The following is a 23,915-nucleotide window of genomic DNA, read 5'->3' as shown; positions in this document are numbered from 1 at the left end:
TGCGGCATGGGGAGGGCGCGTCATGACGCCGATGACTGACCGACCGACGACAAGCGGCACCGAGCCCGGCAGCTTCGAGGATCTGCTGGACACCCTCGACGAGTTGGACGTGCCCGACGGCTACACGGCCGGGATCGTCAAGTGACCGTCGTCTTGTCGCCGTGGTCCAAGGGGTACTAACACCCGCGTGATGCGCCTGGTCCGCCAGGAACTGGAGGCGTACCTTCCGGAGGGCCACGTGATCGAGCGGGCGCCCAACCTCTTCGTCTTCCCGGGGGCCGAGCGCGCGTACGGACCAGGTGTCCACGCGGCGGACGAGCGGGTCTTTGATTCCGACAGCACTCATCTGGAGGGGGAGGCCCTCTCCTTCGTCGCCGAGCTGACCTCCTCGTCCACCCGGGACGGCGACCTGACCGACAAAGTGCGGGTCTACGGAAGGGCCCGCACTACGAAGAACCCGGCACCGTAAGCCCCCACCCCCCCTGCACCACCCGCCAGGTCCGCCGCCGTACCGGCCCCGCCAGCCCGCCGTCCGCCCGGTAGCGGAAATCCGCCCCCGTCACCGTCACCGTGCGGCCCGACGCCCGTACCGGGGTCGCCTCCGCGCCCACCGACAGCGGGCGTACCTCCACCTCGGCGAGGCCGTCGCGGCCGCCCGAGGTCACCGAGATGCCCTCGACCGGCTGGTCCAGGTCCACCACCGTCTCGCCGTCGACCTCCACCCGCAGCCGTGCGGGCGGGCCGGGCACGGCCGGGGCGGGGGCCGGGCGCGCGGACAGGGAGCGCACGAGGTGCTGGTAGGGCCGCAGCCATCCCCTGGCCGGCACGGGGACCGGCACCTGAGCCCCCGCCACCGCCGCCAGCGGCGGGATCCGCAGCGCGCCCAGCACCACCCCGTCGCTGTCGTCGACGAGGAGGTCCATCCGGCGTTCCACCCCGTCCAGGACCGCCCGGGCTGCCGCCACCGCCCCGGCGGGCACCCCCAGCGCGTGCGCGACGCCCTGCGAGCCCCCGACCGGGACCATGGACAGCACGCAGTCGGCCAGCTCCCGCCTGCGGTGCAGGAAGGTCACCGCACGGACCAGGGCGCCGTCGTCCCCGATCACCACCGGGCGCCGCGAGCCCCTGCGGGACAGCACGCGGGCGAATTCCTCGGGGCCGTCCGGCATGCAGACCTTCGCGGCCGCACCCGCGCTGAGCACGTCTTTCGCGATCCGGACGGATTCGCCGTCCGTTTCCCTCGCCGCCGGATCGATGATCACCAGCAGCTGATCGGACCTCGCGAAAGTCGCCACCTCGGTCCTGCCTCGCTTCCTCGGGTAGCATCACTGTGCAAGAGCCCCTTGCGCTATTGCGCCAGGGGCTTCGTCTATTCCGGGGCATCCGGTCCGACGGTTGTGCGGCCAACGACGGTCGCGGTGGTACGCGGCGACGAACCTTACGCGTACGCCCCTGACCTTGGACATGCCCCGCCCGGAAGGGGTGTACGCGCGTGCCCGCACTTGTGCTGCTCGGTGCTCAGTGGGGTGACGAAGGCAAGGGAAAGGCGACGGATCTGCTGGGCGGCTCCGTCGACTACGTGGTGCGATACCAGGGTGGCAACAACGCCGGCCACACGGTCGTCGTCGGCGACCAGAAGTATGCGCTCCACCTCCTCCCTTCCGGAATCCTCTCGCCCACGTGTGTCCCGGTCATCGGCAACGGTGTCGTCGTCGACCCGTCGGTCCTGCTCTCCGAGCTGAGCGGTCTGAACGAGCGTGGCGTCGACACGTCCAAGCTCCTCATCAGCGGTAACGCGCACATCATCACGCCGTACAACGTGACCGTCGACAAGGTGACGGAACGCTTCCTCGGCAAGCGCAAGATCGGTACGACGGGGCGCGGCATCGGCCCGACCTACGCCGACAAGATCAACCGGGTCGGCATCCGGGTCCAGGACCTCTACGACGAGTCGATCCTGACCCAGAAGGTCGAGGCGGCCCTCGACGCCAAGAACCAGATGCTGACCAAGCTCTACAACCGGCGCGCGATCGCCGTCGAGCAGGTCGTCGAGGAGCTGCTGGGCTACGCGGAGAAGCTCGCTCCGTACGTCGCCGACACGGTCCTGGTGCTCAACCAGGCCCTGGAGGAGGACAAGGTCGTCCTCTTCGAGGGCGGGCAGGGCACGCTCCTCGACATCGACCACGGCACGTATCCGTTCGTGACCTCCTCGAACCCGACCGCGGGCGGTGCCTGCACCGGCTCCGGTGTCGGCCCGACGAAGATCAGCCGGGTCATCGGCATCCTCAAGGCGTACACGACCCGCGTCGGCGCCGGCCCGTTCCCGACCGAGCTCTTCGACGCGGACGGCGAGGCGCTGCGCCGGATTGGCGGCGAGCGCGGTGTGACCACCGGCCGGGACCGCCGCTGTGGCTGGTTCGACGCCGTCATCGCCCGCTACGCGACCCGCGTGAACGGCCTGACCGACTTCTTCCTCACCAAGCTCGACGTGCTCACCGGCTGGGAGCAGATCCCGGTCTGCGTCGCGTACGAGATCGACGGCAAGCGCGTCGAGGAACTCCCGTACTCCCAGACCGACTTCCACCACGCGAAGCCGGTCTACGAGAACCTGCCGGGCTGGTCCGAGGACATCACCAAGGCCAAGTCCTTCTCGGACCTGCCGAAGAACGCCCAGAACTACGTCAAGGCGCTGGAGGAGATGTCCGGCGCCCCGATCTCCGCGATCGGTGTGGGCCCGGGCCGGGACGAGACGATCGAGATCAACTCGTTCCTGTAAGTCATGTGTACGCGCGTCCACTTGGGCCGGTCTTGGGAATCCTTGACCGGCCCTTGGGCTTTCCGTGGTTACGCCGGTAACGGGCGACGGTCAGCATCTACGCGGGTAGCCCGCCGCCTCCCGCCCGCCACACTCGTCCTCTCCGCCCTTCCAGGAGCACTGAATGCCCGTCAATCCCATGAACCGCCGTGAGTTCGTGCAGAAGTCGGCCGTCACCGGCGCCGCCGTGGCCGTCGCGGGAACGGTCGGTACCGGCACCGCCCAGGCCGCCGAGGCCGGCCACGGCCGGCCCAAGCCCCCGAAGGCGCCCAAGACCTGGAGCTTCTCCATCCTGGGCACCACCGACCTGCACAGCCACGTCTTCAACTGGGACTACTACACCAACGCGGCGCCCGTGGACTCCAAGGGCAACACCTACGGCATCGCCCGCATCGCCACCCTGGTGAAGAACATCCGCAAGGAGCAGGGCGCGGACCGGGTCCTCCTCGTCGACGCCGGCGACATCATCCAGGGCACCTCGCTCGCCTCCTACTACGCGAGCGTCGACCCGATCACCGGCAAGAACGGCAAGCGCGGCCCCAAGCACCCCATGGCGGTCGCCATGAACGAGATGCGCTACGACGCGGCGGCCCTCGGCAACCACGAGTTCAACTACGGCATCGAGATGGTCCGCACCTTCGAGAAGCAGTGCGACTTCCCGCTGCTCGGTGCCAACGCCCTGGACGCCAAGACGCTCAAGCCCGCCTTCCGGCCCTACACCGTCAAGCACATCAAGGTCCCGCACGGCCCCGACATCAAGGTCGGCATCCTCGGCCTCACCAACCCGGGCATCGCCCTGTGGGACAAGGACAACGTCTCCGGGAAGATGGCCTTCACGGGCCTGGTCGAGCAGGCGAAGAAGTACGTGCCGCGGCTGCGCGCCCTCGGCTGCGACGTCGTCTTCCTCACCGACCACTCGGGCCTGGACGGCTCGACCTCGTGGGGCGACGAACTCCCCTACGTGGAGAACGCGTCGAACCTGGTCGCCGAGCAGGTCCCCGGCATCGACGCGATCCTCGTCGGCCACACCCACGTCGACGTCCCGACGTACACGGTGAAGAACGCGGAGACCGGCGAGGACGTCCTCCTCTCCGAGCCGTACTGCTACGGCTACCGCCTCTCCCGCTTCGACTTCGAGCTGGAGCTGGTGAACCACTCCTGGAAGATCACGAAGAAGACCGCGACCACCCTGAACAGCAACACGGTCGCCGAGGACCCGCGGATCACCGAACTCCTCACCGCCGACCACAACCTGGTCGTCAAGTACGTCAACACCGCGATCGGCACCTGTACCGCGGCGATGTCGACGGCGGAGGCCTGCTGGAAGGACGTCCCCGCCATCGACTTCATCCAGCAGGTCCAGATGGACGCGGTGAAGGCGGGCCTCTCGGCGGCCGACGCCGCGCTCCCGCTGATCTCGGTGGCCGCGTGCTTCAGCCGTACGGCCACCATCCCGGCCGGTGACGTGACGATCCGCGACGTGGCGGGCCTGTACGTCTACGAGAACACCCTGTACGGCAAGAAGCTCACCGGCGCTCAGCTCAAGGACTACCTGGAGTACGCGGCGAAGTACTACCACCAGGTGCCGGCCGGCACGGCGGTGGACACCGCCACCCTCACCAACGCCAACAGCTTCTGGGACTACATGTACGACATGGCGGCCGGCGTCGACTACGAGATCGACATCGCGGCCGCCGAGGGCTCCCGCATCAAGAACCTCACCTACAACGGCACCGCGGTCGCCGACGACCAGGTCTTCGTCGTCGCCGTCAACAACTACCGCGCCAACGGCGGCTCCGGCTACCCGCACATCGCCGCCGCCGAGATCGCCTACAGCTCCACCAACCAGGTCCGCGACCTGATGGTCGCCTACGCCACGGCCAAGGGCACCATCGACCCGTCGGCCTTCGCGGCCACCAACTGGAAGCTGACCCAGGGTGGCACCCCCGTCTTCTAGCGTTCGCCTGCCGCGGGTTTGTGGCGGTCCCACCTCGTGTGGGGCCGCCGTTTCTTGTTCGCCGTGGGGTGAGCACCGCGCCGGTCAGCCGGGAAATCGACAGGTTCCACTTGTCGAGCCCCGGTACGCCGGCCGGCCGGACAGCGTTGTTCCGGCCACTTCCCTGGTGCAGTACGAACGGAAGTCGTAGTCGCCGGTCGCGACGGGGTGCGGGTCGGCCGTGGGGGTGGTGGGCGCGGCCGAGGTGACGGACGTCGGCTCCGGGGCACCACCGCCTCAGTCGCACGCCGAGACGAGGGATACACCGGCCATCACGAGCGCCAACGCCGCCGCCGTGGCACGAGCCTTCGTCACCGCTGCCCCTGACCCTCTCGTCGGGACACGCCCACCGTGCCCCGACCCATCACCCTTCCCGCCCAACGGCGGTCTGGCCAAGCCCAGTCGCCGAAAGCCTCAGAACCGCCGGTGGCGCCTCTTCGGCCGCGGCAGGAGCACCGGAAACCGAGTAGCCGTACTCAGGCGGGGACGACGCCGACGGGGGTGAGATGGGGGCATGAGCCTTCCGCCGCCCCCTTACCCGCCGCCGCCTCCGTACGGTCCCCCGTTCCCGTCGCCCCGTCCCGTGCGGGCGGTGTTCGCCGTCGTGGCCGGACTGCTGCTCGCGGTCGCCGTCGCCGTCAACGGGCTGCTGTTCTTCGGCATGGCCTTCGCCGGTGACAGCTGCGGCACTTCGGCCGGAACAGCGCGGTTCTGCGACGACTCGGGCGCATGGGTGCTGGTGGCGATGTTGGGGCCGTGGGTCACGCTGGCCGCCGCGGTGGTCACGGTCGTGCTCGGGGCGGTGCAGGCCCGGCGGCCGTGGACCGCCTTGGCCGCGGGCGTGCTCGTGTACACGGCCGGGCCCGCGCTGGCCCTGTTCACCGTCTTCGGGTAGACGCTTCGCCGGAAGTGCCGGGACGCGCGCCGCCGATCGTCTGCGGCGCCGTGGTGACCGGCCGCGCAGTTCCTCCCCCAGCCTTCGGCCGGGGGTACCCGCAGCAGCAGCCCGGGATCGAGGTCCTCACGGCGTCGGCGTCCACGGAAGCGCGGGCACTCACCCGGCCGACCGCAGGAACGCGGCCCAGGCGGCCGGGGAGACGGTGAGGTGGGGGCCGTCGGGGGCGGCCTTGGAGTCGCGGATGTGGATGGTGCGGGGGCAGGGGGATATTTCGAGGCAGTTCCCGCCGCCGTCGCTGTGGGAGGACTTGCGCCAGGTGTAGGCGGTTTCGACGCATTGGCCGCCGCTGTCGTTGCTGTAGCTCGACTTGAACCAACGCAGGGTGCTCGTCATGTCAGCTCTTCTCCTGCCAACTTTCGGATGAGGCTCAGCGAGTCATCCGAGCTCAGCGCCTGGGTTCGGATCTTCGCATACCGGTGGGTGAGGCGAGCGACCTTTGTGGGATCGCTGACCAGCACACTTTCGTCCTCGATCTCCATGTAGACCAGGCGGTGGTGCTCCTTGGTCTCCACCAGCTGCATGTCTCCGCGGGCGCCCGCGTGACCGGTCCTCAGGCCCCGTTCCGTCGGTAGCACTTGGACGCTCACATTGTCCCGCTCAGCGTCCTCTGCAAGCGACCGCAATTGGTCGCGCAACACCTCCCAGCTCCCGAACGGCCGTCGCAACACCGACTCCTCCAGGATCAGCTCGATCATCGCCGCCGGGTCCACCCGCTCGAACAACGCCCGCCGAGCCACCCGCGCCTCGACCAGCTCCTCCACCTTCTCCTCCGGCAACTTCGGGAAGCCCCCGCCGATCAGTGCCCGCGCGTACTCCGGCGTCTGGAACAGACCGTCGACCACGAACGTCTGGTACGACGACAGCGTCACCGCCTCCTGCTCCACCAATGCGAAGTTCTTGAACTGGGCCGGATACTTGTCCAGCAGCACGAACCTGCGTGCCTTCTCGAAGATCCCCAGCCCGCCGCCGATCGCCTCCTCCAGCTTGGCGAGCATCTTGTCGCTGGCCGGCTGCGCTCCCGTCTCCATCGCGCTGATCGCGGACCCGGTATAGCCGATGCGTTTGCCCAACTCCTCCTGCGTCAGTTCCTGCTGCTCGCGGAAGGCCTTCGCGAGGGCGGCCAGGAGTTGCGCCGTGCTGCCCGCCTCCGTCTTGTTCTCAGCCCGCGCCATTGCGGTCACCCCCGAACTCAACCGAACTCAACCGGTCACAACCACCGGACCCCGAATTCCCAGAGTTTGCTGCTCTTGACTCTGAGTTATGGCGACGGTAGCCGCAGTTGCCGACACTGATTCCATGAACACGGAAAGTGACCAGTCAAACCTCGGCTGGCTCCCGGCCTCCGGCGTGCAACTCCGCAAAGCCGGTGTCCAGTTCGACGCCGTGCGCGTGGACGACGGGGAGTGGGGGCGGCGGCTCGCCGACCGGCTCGCGGAGCTGACCGGGGGTGACCCCGGTCCCGTCATCGAGGTCGCGAGCGGGCGGCGGTGTGTGTACTTCCTGGTGCCGGCCGGGAGCACGGACCACCTGCCCTGGCCTGCGGAGGTGACGAGACTGACCGCCGTTCCGGCCCGGGTGTCGTACATCCCGATTCCCGCGCTGGACGACATGACCTGGCCGTTGTCGTGGCGCTACCGGCCCTCCGCGCACGGCCGTTTCGTGCACACGCGGTTGCTGCGCTCCGCGCTTCACTCCTCGGAGTGAAAAACGTCAACAAAGGCGCAGGAAAAGGGGCTTGCGGCTTGCGTGCCGCGCTTTGCGGGGCCCTAGAGTCACGATCAACAGATTGCCCCCGCGGTGCGCCAACACCCGGGGGCTCGACACCGGGAGAGTGCAACTCCGGATGCGCGTTCATCGTATGGCGCCCGTGCGCGCCTTCGCAGCTCTTGCCCGCTCCCGTTTCGGGGACCGACGCCTGTCCTGGGGAGCGGCGGGCGTACTGGCGTACCTCTTGGGGCTGCCCAACGGGGCCTGGATCACGGAGCGCATTCTCGCCGAGCGGCGGCGGGAAGGGTGCATGTCGATCGTCGCCTCCCTGCGTGAGCTGGAGGAACGGCGGTATCTGCGGCGGGTGGTGTCGCGGGACCCGGTGACCCGGCAGTACGCGACGGTCTGCGAGGTGTTCGAGAGGCCGTACGAATCTGCGACACCGGCGGGTGAAATGCAAAAAGTTCGCCCTGCGGCGGCTTAGGAAGCAGGGAAGGGAACGCCGTTGACTGTCACACTCGTACGCCCCGAGGTGGTATACCGACGGTATACTGTCTTCATGGCTGACACCACGATCAAGGTCGACCCCGCCGTCCGTGACCGCCTCCAGGAGCTCGCCCGGGAACGCGGACTGAGCATGCGGGACCTCGTGGCGGAGCTGGCCGGAGCCACACCCACCAAGGAAGAGCTGCGCAAGCGGTACGAGGAGACCAGGGCCTACGTCGAGGAGCACTTCCTCGGCAGGCCCTACACGGAAGAGGACGAGAAAGCCGGCGAAGAACTGTGGGCCGACATCGAGTCCGGACGTATCGGGGAGGTCCAGTGACCGAGAGGGAGCGGTACCCGCTGCCGCGCGCCGTCATCTTCGACGACACGGCGGCCCTGGCGCTCGGTGCCGGTAACGGCATGGCCTCCCGCCTGGTCGTGGAGGCGGAGAAGGACGCCGCGCTGCGGGTCTACATCCCCGCGGTGAGCCTGGCCGCGGCGGAGCGGGAGCGGGCCGGGGTCGCGGAGCACGTCGGTGCGCTGCCGTCCGTCAACATCGAAGGGCTCGACTTCGCGGCGGCCACGGCTGTGGGGAAGCGGCTGAGGGCCGCGAACGGTGAGTCGTCGGAGGACGGGAAGGACGAGCCGGACTGGAGCGGTGCCCACGTGCTGCACCTTGCTCTGCCGACCGTCGAGTGGCCGCGTGGCCGTCCGGTCCTGACCAGGACCCCGATGCGGTACCGGGGCACGGGCATCCGCACCATCCGGATCGTCGAGCAGGGCTGACCACGGTCCCGACGACACCCCAAGGCTCCGGACCGAGGACGGTCCGGAGCCTTTTTCACTCACACAGAGATGAACACGCGGCTCATGGCCGGTTCAGTGGTGCCTACCAGCCGCCGTGGCCGCAGTCGGAACCCATGTCGGTGATCTGGGCGCCGGGGCTGCCCTCGCCGTTGATGAGGTTGCTGAGGGCGCCGTTGAGGATGCCCACCTCGCCAAGGACGTCGAGGTTCAGGTCGTGGGATCGGCAGCCGCCGCCGTGACCGCCGTACGCGTGCTGCTGCGCCGGCAGGGCGGTGGCCGGGACGGTGCCCAGGAAGCCGACGCCGCCGATGATGGCGATCACGGCGGCTGCCTTGTGGAGCTTGCGCATGTTCTCCTCCTTGAGCCGAATGGGAGCGCGCGGACATACGATCTGATAAGCGCTCATTTCGGAGCCTAGATCGACATCTGTGGGCGCGCTCTTCGGAGGAGCCATACGGGGGCAGCTGCAGTCGGGTGACCGGTCGTCAGCGTGATCGATCGTCAGTGTGATCCGGCGTCAGCGTGATCGGCCGTCAGCTGAAGACGATCATCGACCCCTGAGCCAGGCTGCGGGTCGCCGCCGCGTGCAGGCCCAGCCACACGTGCCGTTCCCGCGCGAACGGGCTCGGGTCGTAGGGGGCGGGGACCGCCGGCTCCTCCAAGTCGGTGGGGGCGGCCGGGGGTTGCGGCGGGGCCGGGGGGTTCGCCGGGTCGATGCCGATCGACGGGGCGACGTACTCCAGCTCGCGCAGCAGGGCGTGGGAGGAGCCCAGCGGGCCGCCGCTGGCGAGGAGTTCGTCGCTGGAGAGCGGGCTCGGGAAGTCGACCGGGACGTAGGCGCCCGCGTGGTCGTAGTGCCAGACGAGGTGCGACTGCTGGGCCGTCGACTCGAACATCTCCAGGAGCTGCTCGTAGTCGCCGCCGAGGTCGTCCACGGGGGAGACGGGCAGACCGCAGACCTGGAGGAGGTAGGCGCGGCGGAGGAAATGGAGGGCGTCGTAGTCGAAGCCGGCCACGGGTGCGACCTCGCCGGACAGGCCCGGCATGTACTGGTACACCGGCACCGGGGGCAGCCCGGCCTCGGCGAGCACCTTGTTGTATTGCGCGAGTTCCTCGGCGAACGGATTGTCGGGGGTGTGGCACAACACGTCGACGAGCGGTACCAGCCAGAGGTCACAGGCCAAAGAGGGCTCCTCATATCAGGGCGTTCACAGCAAGTGCTCAGCTAGGTGGTCAGGGAAGAGTAGTCCGTGCGGCGCCGGTCAGCTCCCCCCGTGCAGGTCCCATACCCAGACCCCACCGGTCCACTTACCGGGTTTTCCGGTCAGGGCCTCCACCGCCTGTCGTAGTTTCCCGTCATTGGGTTGCGGGGCGACCACCAGGACCCCCGCCTTCCAGTAGGCGAAGTCCTTCTTGGCCTGTGCCCGCCAGTTCTTCCCGATCACCGGGACCTTCCCGCCGTAGCGGACGTCCCGCAGCATGCTGGAGGTGAAGCGCGGTACGGCGCCGTAGATGCCGACGCGGTCGGCGCCGTAGGGGCCGTTGAAGTAGCCGCCCGGGAGCTTGAAGCCGAGCTGGGCGCTGGTCTGCCAGTGCAGGGCCTCCGCGTAGCCGGGATCCGGGAGCGGGAGGGGGACGAGGGACTCGTCCTTGCCCAGGTACGACTTCCACATCCCGCTGCTGATGAACTCGGGGACCGCCTCCCGCGGCTCGGACTTCAGCGGGGCGGGGACGATCGGGAGCAGTGCCATGGCGACGGCGAGCAGGCCGAAGTACTGGGCGCCGACGCGGTGGGTGGCGAGGATCCTCTCCAGGGCGAGTGCGAGCAGGACGCCCAGCGCGGGGGCGCAGATCATCGCCACCCGGCCCTCGATGACGGACTCGAAGAGCGGGAACTTGCGCACCAGTGCCCAGGGCCCCGGATACACCGTCTCCGTCAGCGGGATGCGGATCTTCGGACCCATGGACAGCACGGCCGCGGCGACGGACGTGAACGCCAGCGCCTTGACCAGCGGTCGCTCCCACAGCCGTACGACGATCCCGAAGGCGACCAGGACCAACGGCCAGCCGTAGAAGGCGTTCTGCTCGGTGGGGTTGAGGGAGAGCTCGTTGGCGCGGGCCGCGTCGCCGAAGAGCATCGAGCGCTCGGCGAAGCCGAGGAGGGAGAGGGGGCTGTTTCCCGCGTTGTCGCCGTGCAGGACGCTGTGGTAGCTCTGCGGGCCCGTGAACTGCCAGTACAGCGGGAAGGCGACCAGGGGGAGGCAGACCGTCCCGGCGATCAGCAGGCCCTTGGCCAGCGGGCGCCAGGCCTCCCGCGCCACCGACGGACGTACGGCGGCGTAGGCGAGGGCGAACAGGGTCATGCCCAGGGCCGCCAGCAGGAACGGCTCCTCGCCCAGGAACACCTGGTAGGCCGCCATCAGGCCGAGCACGATCCCGTCCCGCCGCACCCGGGCGCCCTCGGCGAGGCGCAGGGCGCGGTCGATGATCAGCGGGATCATGAACAGGATCACGAAGTTGGGGTGCGCGTTGGCGTGGCTGACCATCGGCGGCGCGAAGGCCGCGAGGGCCGCGCCGACGAACGCGGCACCCCGGTGCCGCACCGCCCGCTTCACGATCAGCCAGTACCAGGCGACGGCGGTCGCGGCGAGCCCCACCGCCATGCAGACGGAGAGCGAGACGGCGGGCCCGGCCACGAGGGTCAGCGGGGCGAACGGGACCGACAGGCCCAGCATGACCGTGTTGGCCATGAGGTTGACGCCGTCGGGGAAGTTCTGGAAGTCGGAGAAGAGCGGGTTGCGCAGGTGCGCGAGGTTGTCCGCGGTCACCGCGAAGAACCACTCCCACTGGTTCTGGTCCTGGATGGAGTCGGTGAGGTAGCGGTGGTCCGGGTCGAAGAAGCGGCCCGAGTAGAGGGCGACGGAGAGGGCGAGGAAGAGGGCCGGGACCAGGAGGTCGGCCGGGCGGAGGCGGCGCAGCCGCAGCCGGGCCAGGTCGGCGAGGACCCTCGGGTAGTCCAGCGGGCCCACCTTCGAGCCGGTCTGGTGGCTCCAGCGGACCGGGACCTCGGTGACCGGGTGGCCGGCGCGGTGCAGGTGCTGGAGGACCTCCACGTCGATGCCCCAGCCGTCGAGCCGGGAACCGGCGAAGGCCTCGCGGGCGAGTTCGCCGTCGAAGAGCTTGAACCCGCACTGGGTGTCCCTGAGGCCCGGCACGGCGGTGGCGCGTATCAGCAGGTTCCCGGCACGGCCGAGCAGCTCGCGCAGCCGGTGCTGGTGGGCGGCTATCTCCGCGCCCGGCACCGCCCGCGAACCGATCGCCGCCGCGGCGCCCTCGCTGAGCGCCTTGTCCAGCCGCTCCAGCTCCTCGATCGGCGCCGCGAGGTCGGCGTCGGTGACCAGCACACGGCTGCCGGCGCTCGCGGCCACGCCCAGGCGCAGGGCACTGCCCTTGCCCCGGTTGCGGTCGGCGGCGACCAGCAGGACCCGCGGATGCCTCAAGGCCGCGACCTCGCGGGTCCCGTCCGTCGAGCCGTCGTCGGAGACGATCACTTCCCAGGAACCGAAGCGGCTCTCGTTGTCGGCGAGGTAACGGGTGACGGCGTCGAGGGTCGGGCCGAGCCGCTCCTCCTCGTTGTACGCCGGGATGACGACGGAGAGGTCGACGGTCTCCCTGTCCTCGCCCTCCCTGGTCTTCGTGGGCGCGGTCATCCGTTCTTCTCCGCCAGTCGCTCGATCAGGGCGAGGGAGTGCGTGTTGTACGCGGCGACGATCCCCCGGGCCGCCCCTGTGTCGCGGCGGGACAGCGCGTCGACCAACTCGGTGTGCCGGGACCACAGATACCCGCGTAGATCGGGCAGCCGGCGCAGATGCCACACCGCGCACACCCAGGACTGCACGCGCAGGCGGTGCAGGAAGTCGGCGAGGTAGGGGTTGCCGAAGAGGGCGGACAGCTCGCGCCAGAAGCGGAGGTCGTAGCCGATGAGGACGGTCAGGTCACCGGCGGCCGCGGCGCGCTGCGCCTCCTCGCCGCGCCGCCGGACCGCGGCCAGGGCGGCGGCGACCCGGGGCTCCTCGGGATCCTTGAAGGCGGGGTGGAGGCCGTCGGCGAGGGCCTGGAACATGCCGTCGGTGACCAGGCTGCGGGCCTCGATCATGTCCCGGTAGTCGGTGATCGTGTACTCCGGCACCCGGAAGCCGCGGTGCTGGTCGGCGTCGAGGATGCCCTGCGCGGACAGGTCGACCAGCGCCTCGCGGACCGGCGTGGCGGAGACCCCGTACTGCTCGGCGATCTCCTTGACCGTGAACTCCCGGCCCGGCTGGAGCCGCCCGGCGAGCACCTCGTCACGGAGCGCGTCCGCGATCTGCTGGCGCAGGGTACTGCGGGTCACAGCGCCGTTGCCGGGCATCGTGGGGTGCCTCTCCTCACGCGTTCGGGTGACGTGCTCGCTTACACGTACATGTACGAGCACGCCACCTTACGCGTTCGGGTTCCGCGAGTACTCCTTCCGTGTCCGCGAAGCTACCCGTGGGTCCTTTCTGCGGCGCCTGTGGGTCGTCTGTGAGAAGCGCCCGCTACAGCGCCCCGTCAGGGGCGCGGGGAACTGCGCGATCAGCCCCCACCGGCCGTCGGCCGAAACCCCGGGCTCAAGCCACCGTGAACCTGTCGGCCACGCTCAGCGCGGCGTCCAGCGCGGCGAACCCTTCCTTCAGCTCCGCCTCACTCACGTTGCACGGCGGCACGACATGCGTCCGGTTCATGTTCACGAAGGGCCACAGCCCGTGCTCCTTCGCCGCCGCCCCGAACGCGGCCATCGCCGCGTTCGCCTCCCCGGCCGCGTTGTAGGGCACCAGCGGCTCCCGGGTCTCCCGGCTCTTCACCAGGTCGAGTGCCCAGAACATGCCGACCCCGCGGACCTCGCCGACGCACGGGTGCCGCTCGGCGAGCGCGGCCAGCGCGGGGCCCACGACTTCGGCCCCCAGCCGCTTCGCGTTCTCGACGACCCCCTCCTCCGCCATCACCCCGATGGTGGCGACGGCGGCGGCGCAGGCCAGTGGATGCCCGGAGTAGGTCAGCCCGCCCGGGTAGGGCCGCTTGCCGAAGGTCTCGGCGATCTTCTGGCCGATGGCCACCCCGCCGAGCGGCACGTACCCGCTGTTCACGCCCTTGGCGAAGGTCATCAGGTCGGGGACGACCCCGAACAGGTCGGCGGCGAACCACTCACCGGTCCGCCCGAACCCGGCCATGACCTCGTCCAGGACGAAGACGATCCCGTACTTGTCGCAGAGCTCCCGGACACCGGCCAGGTACCCGGCCGGCGGCACCATGATCCCGGCGGTGCCAGGAATGGTCTCCAGCACGATGGCCGCGACCGTGCCCGGCCCCTCGAAGGCGATGGTCGTCTCCAGGTGCTCCAGCGCCCGCGCGGTCTCCTGCTCCTCGGTCTCCGCGTAGAAACGGGACCGGTAGAGGAAGGGCGCCCAGAAGTGCACGACCCCGGCGGCGGCACCGTCGGAGGCCCAGCGGCGCGGGTCGCCGGTGAGGTTGATCGCCTGCTGGGTGCCGCCGTGGTAGGAGCGGTAGGCGGACAGCACCTTCGGGCGGCCCGTGTGCAGCCGGGCCATGCGCACCGCGTGCTCGACGGCGTCCGCGCCGCCGTTGGTGAAGAAGATCTTGTCCAGGTCGCCCGGCGTGCGCTCGGCGATCAGCCGGGCCGCCTCCGACCGCGCCTCGACGGCGAAGGCGGGCGCGAAGGTCGTCATCCTCGCGGCCTGCTCCTGGATCGCGGCGACGATCTTCGGGTGCTGGTACCCGACGTTGGTGAAGACGAGCCCGCTGGTGAAGTCCAGGTAGCGCCGGCCGTCGTAGTCCCAGAAGTACGACCCCTCGGCGCCGGCCACGGCAAGCGGGTCGATGAGGTCCTGCGCGGACCAGGAGTGGAAGACATGCGCACGGTCGGCCGCCTTCACGGCGGCGCCGGCCTGGGGACTGGGCTGAGGGGTCATGCGGGGGAGCGTAGGAGCGGCCGGTGGGGGAGCGGTATCGGCGACCTGTTCCGTGGTCGGGGGCATTCCGCGACAGACTGTCCACAGCCTGGGGACACGGCCCGCGGCCGGTCCCTGTTACGTAACCGTAGACATGGCGTCGCGCGATCCCCGGAAGGTCCGCATTATTCTCGGCTCGATCACAAGTGTGAGCGAGGGGCGGATCTGCCATGGAGAAGCTGGGGCCGGGGGATCCGCAGCACATCGGGAGCTACCGGCTGCTGGCACGCCTGGGCGCGGGCGGGATGGGGCACGTGTACCTCGCCCGGTCGGAGCGGGGCCGTACCGTCGCCGTGAAGCTGGTGCGGTCCGAGCTCGCCGAACACGAGGAGTTCCGGGCGCGCTTCCGGCAGGAGGTCCGCAACGCGCAGCGGGTCGGCGGGTTCTGGACCGCGCCCGTGCTCGACGCCGACACCGAGGCCGCCGTGCCCTGGGTGGCCACCGGCTATGTCGCCGGGCCGAGCCTGCAGCGGGTCGTCGAGCACGACCACGGGCCGCTGCCCGAGCGGTCGGTGCGCATCCTCGCCGCCGGGCTCGCGCACGCGCTGGGCAACATCCACACGGCCGGGATCGTGCACCGGGACCTCAAGCCGTCCAACGTGATGCTCACCATAGAGGGGCCGCGGGTCATCGACTTCGGCATCGCGCGGGCGCTGGAGACGCTGCCCGGCGAGCGGCTCACCCAGACCGGCTCGCTCCTCGGCTCGCCCGGGTTCATGGCTCCCGAGCAGGTGCGCGGCGACCGCATCACTCCGGCCTGCGACATCTTCTGCCTCGGCTCGGTGCTCGCCTACGCGGCCACCGGCCGGCTGCCCTTCGAGGCCACGGAGGGTGGCCCGCACGCCCTGATGTTCCGGATCGCCCAGGAGGACCCCGACCTGTCCGGCCTTCCCGAGGACATCGCCGACGTGGTCCGCGACTGCCTGCGCAAGGACCCGGCGGCCCGTCCGTCCCTGGACGCGATCCTGGCCCGGACGGGAGCGGGCGACACGGTCTGGGAGGGCCGCTCCAGGGACCCGTGGCTGCCGGGCGCCCTGGTGGCCCAGCTCGGCCGCCACGCCGTCGAACTGCTGGAGGTGGAGGACCCGACGGGCCACGGGGCGCTGCAAGGGGTGACTCGTCACGAGACGCGGGGGTCGGCGGACCCGGGGGCGCGGGGAACCGCGCGCCCGGCCCCCACCCGCCCGCAGCCGGCACCCGGCGCGCCGTCCCCCGAACACGCCCCCGCGCACCCGGCCTACGGCTACCCGAACCAACCCCACCAGCACCCGCAGTCCTCGCCGTACAACCCGTACACCCAGGACAACCCCTACAGCGAGGCCGCCCCCGAACCCACCCGGGTCCATCCGCCCGTCCCCCCGCCCCCGCTGTACGACCCCCTCCCCGCCGACGAGCCCCGCCGCACCACCCGCTCCACCGCGCTCCTCGTCACCGTCGCCCTGATCGTGCTGCTGGCCGCGGGCGGCTCCGTCTACGCGCTCATGAACAGCGGCGGCGACGACGGCACGGACGCCAAGGCGGGCGGCGGCACCACCTCCGCCGCCTCGAACACCGCCCCGACCACCGCCGCGGAGCCGACGCCCACCCGGTCGCCCTCCTCCTCGGCCGCCCCCGAGGGCACCGTCCCGAGCGGCTTCCTCGGCTCCTGGGCCACCTCGATAGACAACGACACCGGCCACAACACCCGCGAACTGAGCATCCGCCAGGGCACCGTGGGTGACACGGTCCTCACCCTGGTCGCGGACGGACCCGGCTACCACTGCGAGTTCGCGGCGAAGCTCGCCGGGAAGCCCGGCTCGGACGGCCCGCTGGAGATCGGCCCCTCCACGGTCACGGCGGGCAAGCCCCGGTCGTCGTGCACCGCCGGGGAGGCCACCGAGGTGACCCTGCTGCCGGGCGGCAAGCTGAAGCGCGAGACGAAGGACGGCAACGACAGCCTGACCTACAGCAAGGAGTGAACTGCCGCCGGCTCCACCTCGCCGGCGTCGGGTTTCCCGTCGTACGGCGTGAAGGGGAACGGCGAGGACGTGATCCGCTCGTACGGGCACGTGCCCTGCCACCCGCCGGTGGGCACGTGACCCTGCGCCTGAAGCGCGCCGCCCGCCCGGGTCAGCCGAGGTTCACCCACGTCCGCTGCGCGGCCGAGCGGCTCATCGCGTCGAGGACGGTGGCGCTGTGCACGGCGTCCTCCAGGGTCGGGCCGTAGGAGGTGCCCTCGGTGACGGACCGCAGGAAGTTGCGGGCCTCGATCACCTTCAGGTCGTCGTAGCCCATGGCGTTGGCGGCGCCGGGCTGGAAGGCGCCGTACTCGCCGTGGCCGGGGCCGACGAAGACCGTGGAGACGGGCTGGTCCTGGTAGGCGGTGCCGTGGCCGACGCCCAGCTCGCCCATCCGCCGGTAGTCCCAGAAGACGGCGCCCTTGGTGCCGTGCACCTCGAAGCCGTAGTTGTTCTGCTCGCCGACCGAGACCCGGCCGGCCTCCAGGACGCCGCGGGCGCCCGAGGCGAAGCGGAGCAGGCAGTTGACGTAGTCCTCGTTCTCGACCGGGCCCAGCTCGCCGCCGGTGGCGAGGGTGTGGCCGGCCGTGGCGCGGGTGGGCCGGGCGCGCTGCGGGATGAACACGGCGGTGTCGGCGACCAGCGACTCGATGTCGCCGAGCAGGAAGCGGGCCAGGTCGACGCCGTGCGAGGCGAGGTCGCCGAGGACGCCCCCGCCGCCGCGTGCCCGTTCGTACCGCCAGGTCAGGGCGCCGTCGGGGTGCGCGGCGTAGTCGCTGAACAGCCGGACGCGGACGTGTGTGACGCTCCCCAGCTCACCGGAGGAGATCAGTTCGCGGGCGTACGCGACGGCGGGGGCGTTGCGGTAGTTGAAGCCGACCGTTCCCCGCACCCCGGCCTTCACCACCGCCTCCGCCACCGCGCGGGCGTCCTCGGCGGTCAGCCCGACCGGCTTCTCGATCCATATGTGCTTGCCGGCCTCCGCCATGGCGACGCCGATCTCACGGTGCAGGAAGTTGGGCGCGGTGATGCTCACGGCGGCCACCCGCGGGTCGGCGGCGACCTCACGCCAGTCCCGGGTGGTGGACGTGAACCCGAACTGCGCCGCGGCCTCCTCCGCCCGCCCCGGCACCTCCTCGGCCACGGCCACCAGCTCGGGCCGCACGCCCAGCTGCGGGAAGTGGTGTCCCACCCGCTGATAGGCCTGCGAGTGCACCCGCCCCATCCAGCCGAATCCGACGACGGCGACGCCGAGCGTACGCACCATGGGGCTGCCCCTCCTTGGACCGTCCAGAGCCTGCGTGCTCACGATGCGGCGCCGCTTCCAGAAATGTCAAGACATTCGGGCGTCCGGACAAGGGTGGGTGCGCCGCCTCCGTGGCGCCGCCCGCTACAGCGCCCCGTCAGGGGCGCGGGGAACTACGCGGCCGCCCCCACGGTGCCGCACCGAACCGACCACGCGCACCCCCTCCCGCGGCTCCCTCACCGCGCCCCCTCACCGCGCCCCCTCACCGCGCCCCTCCCGCGGCCCCCTCACCGCGGCTCCGGCGGCCGCTGCCTGGGCATGTTCGGCCGGGCCCCGTTCGGCCCCGGTGGCAGCGGAAACCGTCCGTTCAGATGCCCCGCATCGGCCCGCGGCCCCGCCGTCACCGTCGCCTGCATGCCCAGCGGCGCAGGACCCGTCCGGAACTCCACCATCCAGTCGGCCGTCTCCGTACGGACCAGCTCGGTCACGTCCTCCGAGAACCTCCGCAGCACCGCGAGGCACCGCTCGGCCGCCTCGCTCGCCGTGCCCTCCGCCGGACCCAGCACCTCCCGCACGCTCTCCGACGCCCAGTCGAACTGCAGCACCTGCAACCGCCGCTGCACGGCCTGCGCGGTCGCCATGTCCCTTATCCATCCGGACGTCACCCCGAAGAACCGGTCGACGCCGACGCAGGACACCGCCAGCAGCAGCGCGAGATATCCCCACGGCGCGACCCCGCCCACCACCCCGGTGAGGTCGAGGAGCGGCAGCGCCGCCCCGAGCGTCGCCCCCACCGCCGCCCCGCACCGCAGCGCCCGCGCTCCGCGCCGCTTCCAGACCCGGTCCGCCAGATACCACCGGGCGGTCTCCAGCGCGCCGCGCTCCACCCACCGGTACAGCTCGTCGAGCCGCTCGGCCGGCTCACCCCAGTCCCCGAGCGGGAAGGCCCGCCCGGTCAGATCGCCCGGCCGCAGTCCGGCCGCACCCTCGCCGCCCCGCCCGTCCTGAGGCAGTCCCTCGGGCTGCATCTCCGGCTGACCCACCCGGTACTCCCTAACTGATCCCGAACCGATCCCGACCGGTCACGTCCGCGACACCGGAACCGCAACCGGTCCCCACAGTCGACCTGGCACTGGACCTGACAATGGATGCTGACGACGGGAACCCTTCCTACCGCCCAATGGGTGGCGAAGGCTGTCCTTTCGCCTCTTTTCCGCCCGGAAGTGGGTCTTGATCAGGTATAGGGCCGCCTGGAATCTCACTCGAAAGAGTGGCGGGGCGATGGCTGCGTCAACCACGTAGGCTCATCCACAACAGAGAAAATCCGGACCCCGACCCAGGAGCTGATCGTGATCCCCGGTGGTGGCCAGCCCAACATGCAGCAGCTGCTCCAGCAGGCCCAGAAGATGCAGCAGGACCTGGCACGAGCCCAGGAGGAGCTGGCGGGCACGGAGGTCGAAGGACAGGCCGGCGGCGGCCTGGTACGGGCCACCGTGACCGGTTCCGGCGAGCTGCGCGCGCTGAAGATCGACCCGAAGGCGGTGGACCCGGAGGACACCGAGACCCTCGCCGACCTGGTCGTCGCGGCGGTCCAGGCGGCCAACGAGAACGCCCAGGCGCTCCAGCAGCAGAAGCTCGGCCCGCTGGCGCAGGGTCTGGGCGGCGGCAGCGGCATCCCCGGCCTGCCGTTCTGATGTTCGTCGTCCGCACGACACCCGCACCGCCTTCCTAGGACGGGCGGCAGCCAACTACGGTACGTACCGAAAGACTCCAGGAAGGGCAGTCCGTTGTACGAAGGCGTGGTCCAGGACCTCATCGACGAGCTGGGGCGGTTGCCCGGCGTCGGTCCGAAGAGCGCGCAGCGGATCGCCTTCCACATCCTGCAGGCGGAGCCGACGGACGTACGGCGTCTCGCGCAGGCCCTCCTGGAGGTGAAGGCGAAGGTCCGCTTCTGCGCGACCTGCGGCAACGTGGCACAGGAGGAACTGTGCAACATCTGCCGCGACACCCGCCGCGACCCGACGGTGATCTGTGTGGTGGAGGAGCCGAAGGACGTCGTCGCGATCGAGCGCACGCGTGAGTTCCGCGGCCGGTACCACGTGCTCGGCGGCGCGATCAGCCCGATCGAGGGCGTCGGCCCCGACGACCTGCGGATAAGGGAGCTGCTGGCCCGCCTGGCCGACGGCACGGTGACCGAGCTGATCCTCGCCACGGACCCGAACCTGGAGGGCGAGGCGACCGCCACCTACCTCGCCCGCATGATCAAACCCATGGGCCTGAAGGTCACCCGCCTGGCCAGCGGCCTCCCGGTGGGTGGCGACCTGGAATACGCGGACGAGGTCACGCTCGGCCGCGCCTTCGAGGGGAGACGACTCCTAGATGTCTGACGCCACGCTGCACGCGACCGCGCAGAACCCCGACGACTTCGTGGTCCAGATCGCCGACCAGGTGGAGAGCTTCCTGGTGGCCGTGATGGAGGTGTCGAAGGGCGACGAGCCGGACTCGGCGGTCCCCTTCCTCCTCCTGGAGGTCTCCCAGCTGCTGCTGGCCGGCGGCCGTCTCGGCGCGCACGAGGACATCGTTCCCGACGAACGCTACGAGCCGGACCCGGGTCCGGAGCCGGACGTCGACCAGCTCCGCGAGAACTTCGGACGCCTCCTCGAGCCCGTCGACGTCTACTCCGAGGTCTTCGACCCGTACGAACCCCGCAAGGCGCCCGTCCCGGCCCGGATCTCGGACGACCTGGCCGACATCATCACCGACCTCCGCCACGGCATGGCCCACTACCGCGCGGGCCGCACCACGGAGGCCCTGTGGTGGTGGCAGTTCTCCTACTTCTCCAACTGGGGCCCCACCGCCTCCGCGGTGCTGCGCGCCCTGCAGTCCGTCCTGATCCACGTCCGCCTCAACCAGCCCCTGGAGGAACTGGACGGCCTCGACACCGACCAGGCCACCATGGGCGACGAAACCCTGGAGTTCGAGGCGGGCCAGGTCATGCAGCAGGAGATCGGCGGCTCGCTGGGCGTGCGGTCCTCCGCCAAGTAGGTCCGCCGGGCTCCCGACGGGCCCGCGGGCTCGGGACAGGCCCTCGGGGCCGGGCGGCCGCCGCCGCGCACAGGGCGACCAGCGCGGCCGGGCGGACCCGGCGCTGGCGCGAACCCCGTGCCGGCCGGCCGACGACCCGGGTCCGGCTCCCGGAACCCCGTGCGAAGGTCAGTGTGAGGCAGGGCACTTCTCGCGTGGGCTGCTGCCCGCTGGGCAGGTTCCGGTCGCGAGCGGCGAGGTCCCGCGGTCTCACCATGCGGGAGCAGGCCGGTGGAATTCGGACGCTCGTTAAACTGAGCCGACACAACAAACCGAGCGAGGAGCGCACGTGGGCCTTGTCGTGCAGAAGTACGGAGGCTCCTCCGTTGCCGATGCCGAGGGCATCAAGCGCGTCGCCAAGCGAATCGTGGAAGCGAAGAAGAACGGCAACCAGGTGGTTGTCGTTGTTTCCGCGATGGGCGACACGACGGACGAGCTGATCGATCTCGCCGAGCAGGTATCCCCGATGCCTGCCGGGCGTGAGTTCGACATGCTGCTGACCGCCGGAGAGCGTATCTCCATGGCACTGCTGGCCATGGCGATCAAAAACCTGGGCCACGAGGCCCAGTCGTTCACCGGCAGCCAGGCAGGCGTCATCACCGACTCGGTCCACAACAAAGCCCGGATCATCGACGTCACGCCGGGGCGGATCAGGACGGCGCTCGACGAGGGCAACATCGCGATCGTGGCCGGGTTCCAGGGCGTCAGCGCGGACAAGAAGGACATCACCACGCTGGGGCGCGGCGGGTCCGACACGACCGCCGTGGCCCTCGCCGCCGCGCTGGACGCCGAGGTCTGCGAGATCTACACCGACGTCGACGGTGTGTTCACCGCCGACCCGCGCGTGGTGACGAAGGCGCGGAAGATCGACTGGATCTCCTTCGAGGACATGCTGGAGCTCGCCGCCTCCGGTTCCAAGGTGCTCCTCCACCGCTGTGTGGAGTACGCCCGCCGCTACAACATCCCGATCCACGTCCGGTCCAGCTTCAGCGGACTGCAGGGCACGTGGGTCAGCAGCAAGCCGATTGGGGACAAGAAGGTGGAGCAGGCCATCATCTCCGGTGTCGCGCACGACACCTCCGAGGCCAAGGTCACGGTCGTCGGGGTGCCCGACAAGCCGGGCGAGGCCGCCGCCATCTTCCGGACCATCGCCGATGCCCAGATCAACATCGACATGGTCGTGCAGAACGTGTCCGCCGCCGCCACCGGCCTGACGGACATCTCCTTCACGCTCCCGAAGACCGAGGGCCGCAAGGCCATCGACGCGCTGGAGCGCAACCGGTCGGGCATCGGCTTCGACTCGCTGCGCTACGACGACCAGATCGGCAAGATCTCGCTGGTCGGCGCGGGCATGAAGACCAACCCGGGGGTCACCGCGTCGTTCTTCGAGGCGCTCAGCGACGCCGGGGTCAACATCGAGCTGATCTCGACCTCGGAGATCCGCATCTCGGTCGTCACCCGGGCCGACGACGTGCCGGAGGCCGTGCGCGCCGTGCACACCGCCTTCGGTCTCGACTCCGACACCGACGAGGCCGTCGTCTACGGGGGCACCGGCCGATGACCGGCAAGCCGGCGCTCGCGGTCGTCGGTGCGACCGGGGCCGTCGGCACGGTGATGCTCCAGATCCTGTCCCAGCGGGCGGACGTCTGGGGCGAGATCCGCCTGATCGCCACCCCGCGCTCGGCCGGCCGCAAGCTGGCCGTGCGCGGGGTCGAGGTCGAGGTCGTCGCACTGTCGGAGAAGGCCTTCGACGGCATCGACGTCGCGATGTTCGACGTGCCCGACGAGGTGTCCGCGCGCTGGGCGCCGGTCGCCGCGGCCAGGGGCGTGGTCGTGGTGGACAACTCCGGGGCCTTCCGGATGGACCCCGAGGTGCCGCTGGTCGTCCCCGAGGTCAATCCGCACTGCGCCCGCAACCGGCCGCGCGGGATCATCGCCAACCCCAACTGCACCACCCTGTCGATGATCGTCGCCCTGGGCGCGCTGCACGCCGAGTTCGGGCTGCGCGAGCTGGTGGTGTCGTCGTACCAGGCGGTGAGCGGGGCCGGGCGGGCCGGCGTGGAGACGCTGCGGGCCCAGCTGTCCATGGTCGCCGGTACCGAGCTGGGCACCAAGCCCGGTGACGTACGGCGCGCGGTCGGGGACCTGACCGGGCCGTTCCCGGAGCCGGTCGCGCTCAACGTCGTACCGTGGGCCGGATCGCTGCGGGAGGACGGCTGGTCGTCGGAGGAGATGAAGGTGCGGGACGAGTCCCGCAAGATCCTCGGGCTGCCGAAGCTGCCGGTCGCGGTGACGTGCGTGCGGGTGCCGGTGGTCACCACGCACTCCCTGACGGTGCACGCCAAGTTCCAGGGCGCGGTGACGGTCGACGGGGCCCGGGAGATCCTGGACACGGCTCCGGGGGTGGTCCTCTTCGACAACCCGGCCGCCGGGGAGTTCCCGACGCCCGCCGACGTGGTGGGCACCGACCCGACCTGGGTCGGCCGGGTGCGGCGGGCGCTCGACGACCCGACCGCGCTGGAGCTCTTCGTGTGCGGGGACAACCTTCGCAAAGGGGCCGCCCTGAACACCGCGCAGATCGCCGAGCTGGTGGCGGCGGAACTGACCGGCCGTTCAGGTGGGGCGGATTCCGCGTGAACACACGGTGACCACGGCAAACGGCCCGGGTGGCACCCTGGGTGGGAGCGGGCCCACAGGTAGGATCCGCGTAAGAAATGTGTCCCGGAGCATGGTCCAAACCTCTTGAACCGGGACCCGTCCGCGTTCGAAGATTTT

At 70.6% G+C, this 23,915-nt stretch carries 24 protein-coding genes; 14 read left to right on the top strand and 10 right to left on the bottom strand.

What is annotated here, in order from left to right:
• Nucleotides 1–187 precede the first annotated feature (187 nt).
• The gene (locus tag BLW82_RS45525) at nt 188–469 is read left to right on the top strand and encodes a PDDEXK family nuclease (RefSeq protein ID WP_371131356.1); all 282 of its coding nucleotides are present in this window, start codon (nt 188–190) and stop codon (nt 467–469) included.
• Here the strand turns inward: BLW82_RS45525 and BLW82_RS19750 are convergent.
• Nucleotides 447–1,295: a diacylglycerol kinase family protein gene (locus tag BLW82_RS19750; RefSeq protein ID WP_093500291.1), complete on the bottom strand. Its 849-nt coding sequence runs from the start codon at nt 1,293–1,295 to the stop codon at nt 447–449. The two genes, BLW82_RS45525 and BLW82_RS19750, sit on opposite strands and share 23 nt — an antisense overlap.
• Before the next feature lie 197 nt (nt 1,296–1,492).
• On the opposite strand from BLW82_RS19750, the gene BLW82_RS19745 reads away from it, so the two are divergent.
• The 3 genes from BLW82_RS19745 to BLW82_RS19735 all read left to right on the top strand — a co-directional run bounded on the left by BLW82_RS19745 (nt 1,493) and on the right by BLW82_RS19735 (nt 5,706).
• A complete protein-coding gene (locus BLW82_RS19745; protein WP_093500289.1) occupies nt 1,493–2,776 on the top strand; it encodes an adenylosuccinate synthase in 1,284 nt (427 codons plus the stop codon).
• A 163-nt stretch (nt 2,777–2,939) separates the two neighbouring features.
• A complete protein-coding gene (locus tag BLW82_RS19740) occupies nt 2,940–4,772 on the top strand; it encodes a bifunctional metallophosphatase/5'-nucleotidase (RefSeq protein WP_093500287.1) in 1,833 nt (610 codons plus the stop codon).
• 631 nt (nt 4,773–5,403) lie between these two features.
• Entirely contained in the window at nt 5,404–5,706 is a 303-nt protein-coding gene (locus BLW82_RS19735; RefSeq protein WP_143063692.1) for a hypothetical protein, read from the top strand.
• 159 nt (nt 5,707–5,865) lie between these two features.
• Here BLW82_RS19735 and BLW82_RS19730 read toward each other — a convergent pair whose 3' ends face one another.
• Together BLW82_RS19730 and BLW82_RS19725 are read right to left on the bottom strand one after the other, a co-directional pair.
• Nucleotides 5,866–6,102, bottom strand: a complete 237-nt coding sequence (locus BLW82_RS19730) for a DUF397 domain-containing protein (protein WP_093500283.1) — start codon at nt 6,100–6,102, stop codon at nt 5,866–5,868.
• Nucleotides 6,099–6,950, bottom strand: a complete 852-nt coding sequence (locus BLW82_RS19725; RefSeq protein WP_371131355.1) for a helix-turn-helix domain-containing protein — start codon at nt 6,948–6,950, stop codon at nt 6,099–6,101. Before BLW82_RS19725 ends, BLW82_RS19730 begins: the two co-directional genes overlap by 4 nt.
• Nucleotides 6,951–7,065: 115 nt before the next feature.
• Here BLW82_RS19725 and BLW82_RS19720 point away from each other — a divergent pair, with 115 nt between their 5' ends.
• The 4 genes from BLW82_RS19720 (at nt 7,066) to BLW82_RS19705 (ending at nt 8,748) form a co-directional block, all read left to right on the top strand.
• Complete coding sequence (locus BLW82_RS19720; RefSeq protein WP_093500281.1) at nt 7,066–7,473, top strand: hypothetical protein; 408 nt, start codon at nt 7,066–7,068, stop codon at nt 7,471–7,473.
• A 163-nt stretch (nt 7,474–7,636) separates the two neighbouring features.
• Nucleotides 7,637–7,960: a hypothetical protein gene (locus BLW82_RS19715; RefSeq protein WP_143063691.1), complete on the top strand. Its 324-nt coding sequence runs from the start codon at nt 7,637–7,639 to the stop codon at nt 7,958–7,960.
• A gap of 75 nt (nt 7,961–8,035) precedes the next feature.
• A complete protein-coding gene (locus tag BLW82_RS19710) occupies nt 8,036–8,302 on the top strand; it encodes a cupin domain-containing protein (protein WP_256215880.1) in 267 nt (88 codons plus the stop codon).
• Nucleotides 8,299–8,748, top strand: a complete 450-nt coding sequence (locus BLW82_RS19705) for a PIN domain-containing protein (protein ID WP_093500275.1) — start codon at nt 8,299–8,301, stop codon at nt 8,746–8,748. The genes BLW82_RS19710 and BLW82_RS19705 overlap by 4 nt, the downstream gene beginning before the upstream one ends.
• A gap of 103 nt (nt 8,749–8,851) precedes the next feature.
• Here the strand turns inward: BLW82_RS19705 and BLW82_RS19700 are convergent, their stop codons facing one another.
• The 5 genes from BLW82_RS19700 to BLW82_RS19680 all read right to left on the bottom strand — a co-directional run bounded on the left by BLW82_RS19700 (nt 8,852) and on the right by BLW82_RS19680 (nt 14,774).
• Nucleotides 8,852–9,118 carry a hypothetical protein gene (locus BLW82_RS19700; RefSeq protein ID WP_093500273.1) on the bottom strand — a complete coding sequence of 89 codons (267 nt, stop codon included), beginning with the start codon at nt 9,116–9,118 and terminating at the stop codon, nt 8,852–8,854.
• A gap of 184 nt (nt 9,119–9,302) precedes the next feature.
• Entirely contained in the window at nt 9,303–9,953 is a 651-nt protein-coding gene (locus tag BLW82_RS19695; protein ID WP_093500271.1) for a hypothetical protein, read from the bottom strand.
• Between the two features lie 78 nt (nt 9,954–10,031).
• Nucleotides 10,032–12,479, bottom strand: coding sequence for a dolichyl-phosphate beta-glucosyltransferase (locus BLW82_RS19690; RefSeq protein ID WP_093500270.1), 2,448 nt, complete (start codon nt 12,477–12,479; stop codon nt 10,032–10,034).
• Entirely contained in the window at nt 12,476–13,177 is a 702-nt protein-coding gene (locus BLW82_RS19685; RefSeq protein WP_093500268.1) for a GntR family transcriptional regulator, read from the bottom strand. The genes BLW82_RS19690 and BLW82_RS19685 overlap by 4 nt, the downstream gene beginning before the upstream one ends.
• 238 nt (nt 13,178–13,415) lie before the next feature.
• Complete coding sequence (locus tag BLW82_RS19680; RefSeq protein ID WP_093500266.1) at nt 13,416–14,774, bottom strand: aspartate aminotransferase family protein; 1,359 nt, start codon at nt 14,772–14,774, stop codon at nt 13,416–13,418.
• Nucleotides 14,775–14,983: 209 nt separating this feature from the next.
• Between BLW82_RS19680 and BLW82_RS19675 the strand changes: the two genes are divergently transcribed.
• On the top strand, nt 14,984–16,771 hold the full coding sequence (locus BLW82_RS19675) for a serine/threonine-protein kinase (RefSeq protein WP_093500264.1): 1,788 nt from the start codon (nt 14,984–14,986) through the stop codon (nt 16,769–16,771).
• Nucleotides 16,772–16,922: 151 nt separating this feature from the next.
• Here the strand turns inward: BLW82_RS19675 and BLW82_RS19665 are convergent, their stop codons facing one another.
• Together BLW82_RS19665 and BLW82_RS19660 are read right to left on the bottom strand one after the other, a co-directional pair.
• Nucleotides 16,923–18,077: a Gfo/Idh/MocA family protein gene (locus BLW82_RS19665; protein ID WP_093500260.1), complete on the bottom strand. Its 1,155-nt coding sequence runs from the start codon at nt 18,075–18,077 to the stop codon at nt 16,923–16,925.
• A 266-nt stretch (nt 18,078–18,343) separates the two neighbouring features.
• A complete protein-coding gene (locus BLW82_RS19660; protein WP_093500258.1) occupies nt 18,344–19,099 on the bottom strand; it encodes an SLATT domain-containing protein in 756 nt (251 codons plus the stop codon).
• 306 nt (nt 19,100–19,405) lie between these two features.
• On the opposite strand from BLW82_RS19660, the gene BLW82_RS19655 reads away from it, so the two are divergent.
• From BLW82_RS19655 to BLW82_RS19635, 5 genes are all read left to right on the top strand, one after another.
• Complete coding sequence (locus BLW82_RS19655; RefSeq protein ID WP_093500256.1) at nt 19,406–19,750, top strand: YbaB/EbfC family nucleoid-associated protein; 345 nt, start codon at nt 19,406–19,408, stop codon at nt 19,748–19,750.
• A 93-nt stretch (nt 19,751–19,843) separates the two neighbouring features.
• Entirely contained in the window at nt 19,844–20,443 is a 600-nt protein-coding gene (recR, locus tag BLW82_RS19650) for a recombination mediator RecR (protein ID WP_093500254.1), read from the top strand.
• A complete protein-coding gene (locus BLW82_RS19645) occupies nt 20,436–21,101 on the top strand; it encodes a DUF5063 domain-containing protein (protein WP_093500252.1) in 666 nt (221 codons plus the stop codon). The genes recR and BLW82_RS19645 overlap by 8 nt, the downstream gene beginning before the upstream one ends.
• A 328-nt stretch (nt 21,102–21,429) precedes the next feature.
• Nucleotides 21,430–22,701, top strand: coding sequence for an aspartate kinase (locus BLW82_RS19640; protein ID WP_093500250.1), 1,272 nt, complete (start codon nt 21,430–21,432; stop codon nt 22,699–22,701).
• Nucleotides 22,698–23,777, top strand: a complete 1,080-nt coding sequence (locus tag BLW82_RS19635) for an aspartate-semialdehyde dehydrogenase (protein ID WP_093500248.1) — start codon at nt 22,698–22,700, stop codon at nt 23,775–23,777. Before BLW82_RS19640 ends, BLW82_RS19635 begins: the two co-directional genes overlap by 4 nt.
• Nucleotides 23,778–23,915 lie beyond the last annotated feature (138 nt).

The organism is Streptomyces sp. Ag109_O5-10, assembly GCF_900105755.1.
Taxonomy (GTDB): Bacteria; Actinomycetota; Actinomycetes; order Streptomycetales; family Streptomycetaceae; genus Streptomyces.
This window is presented reverse-complemented; position numbering and strand designations above follow the sequence as displayed.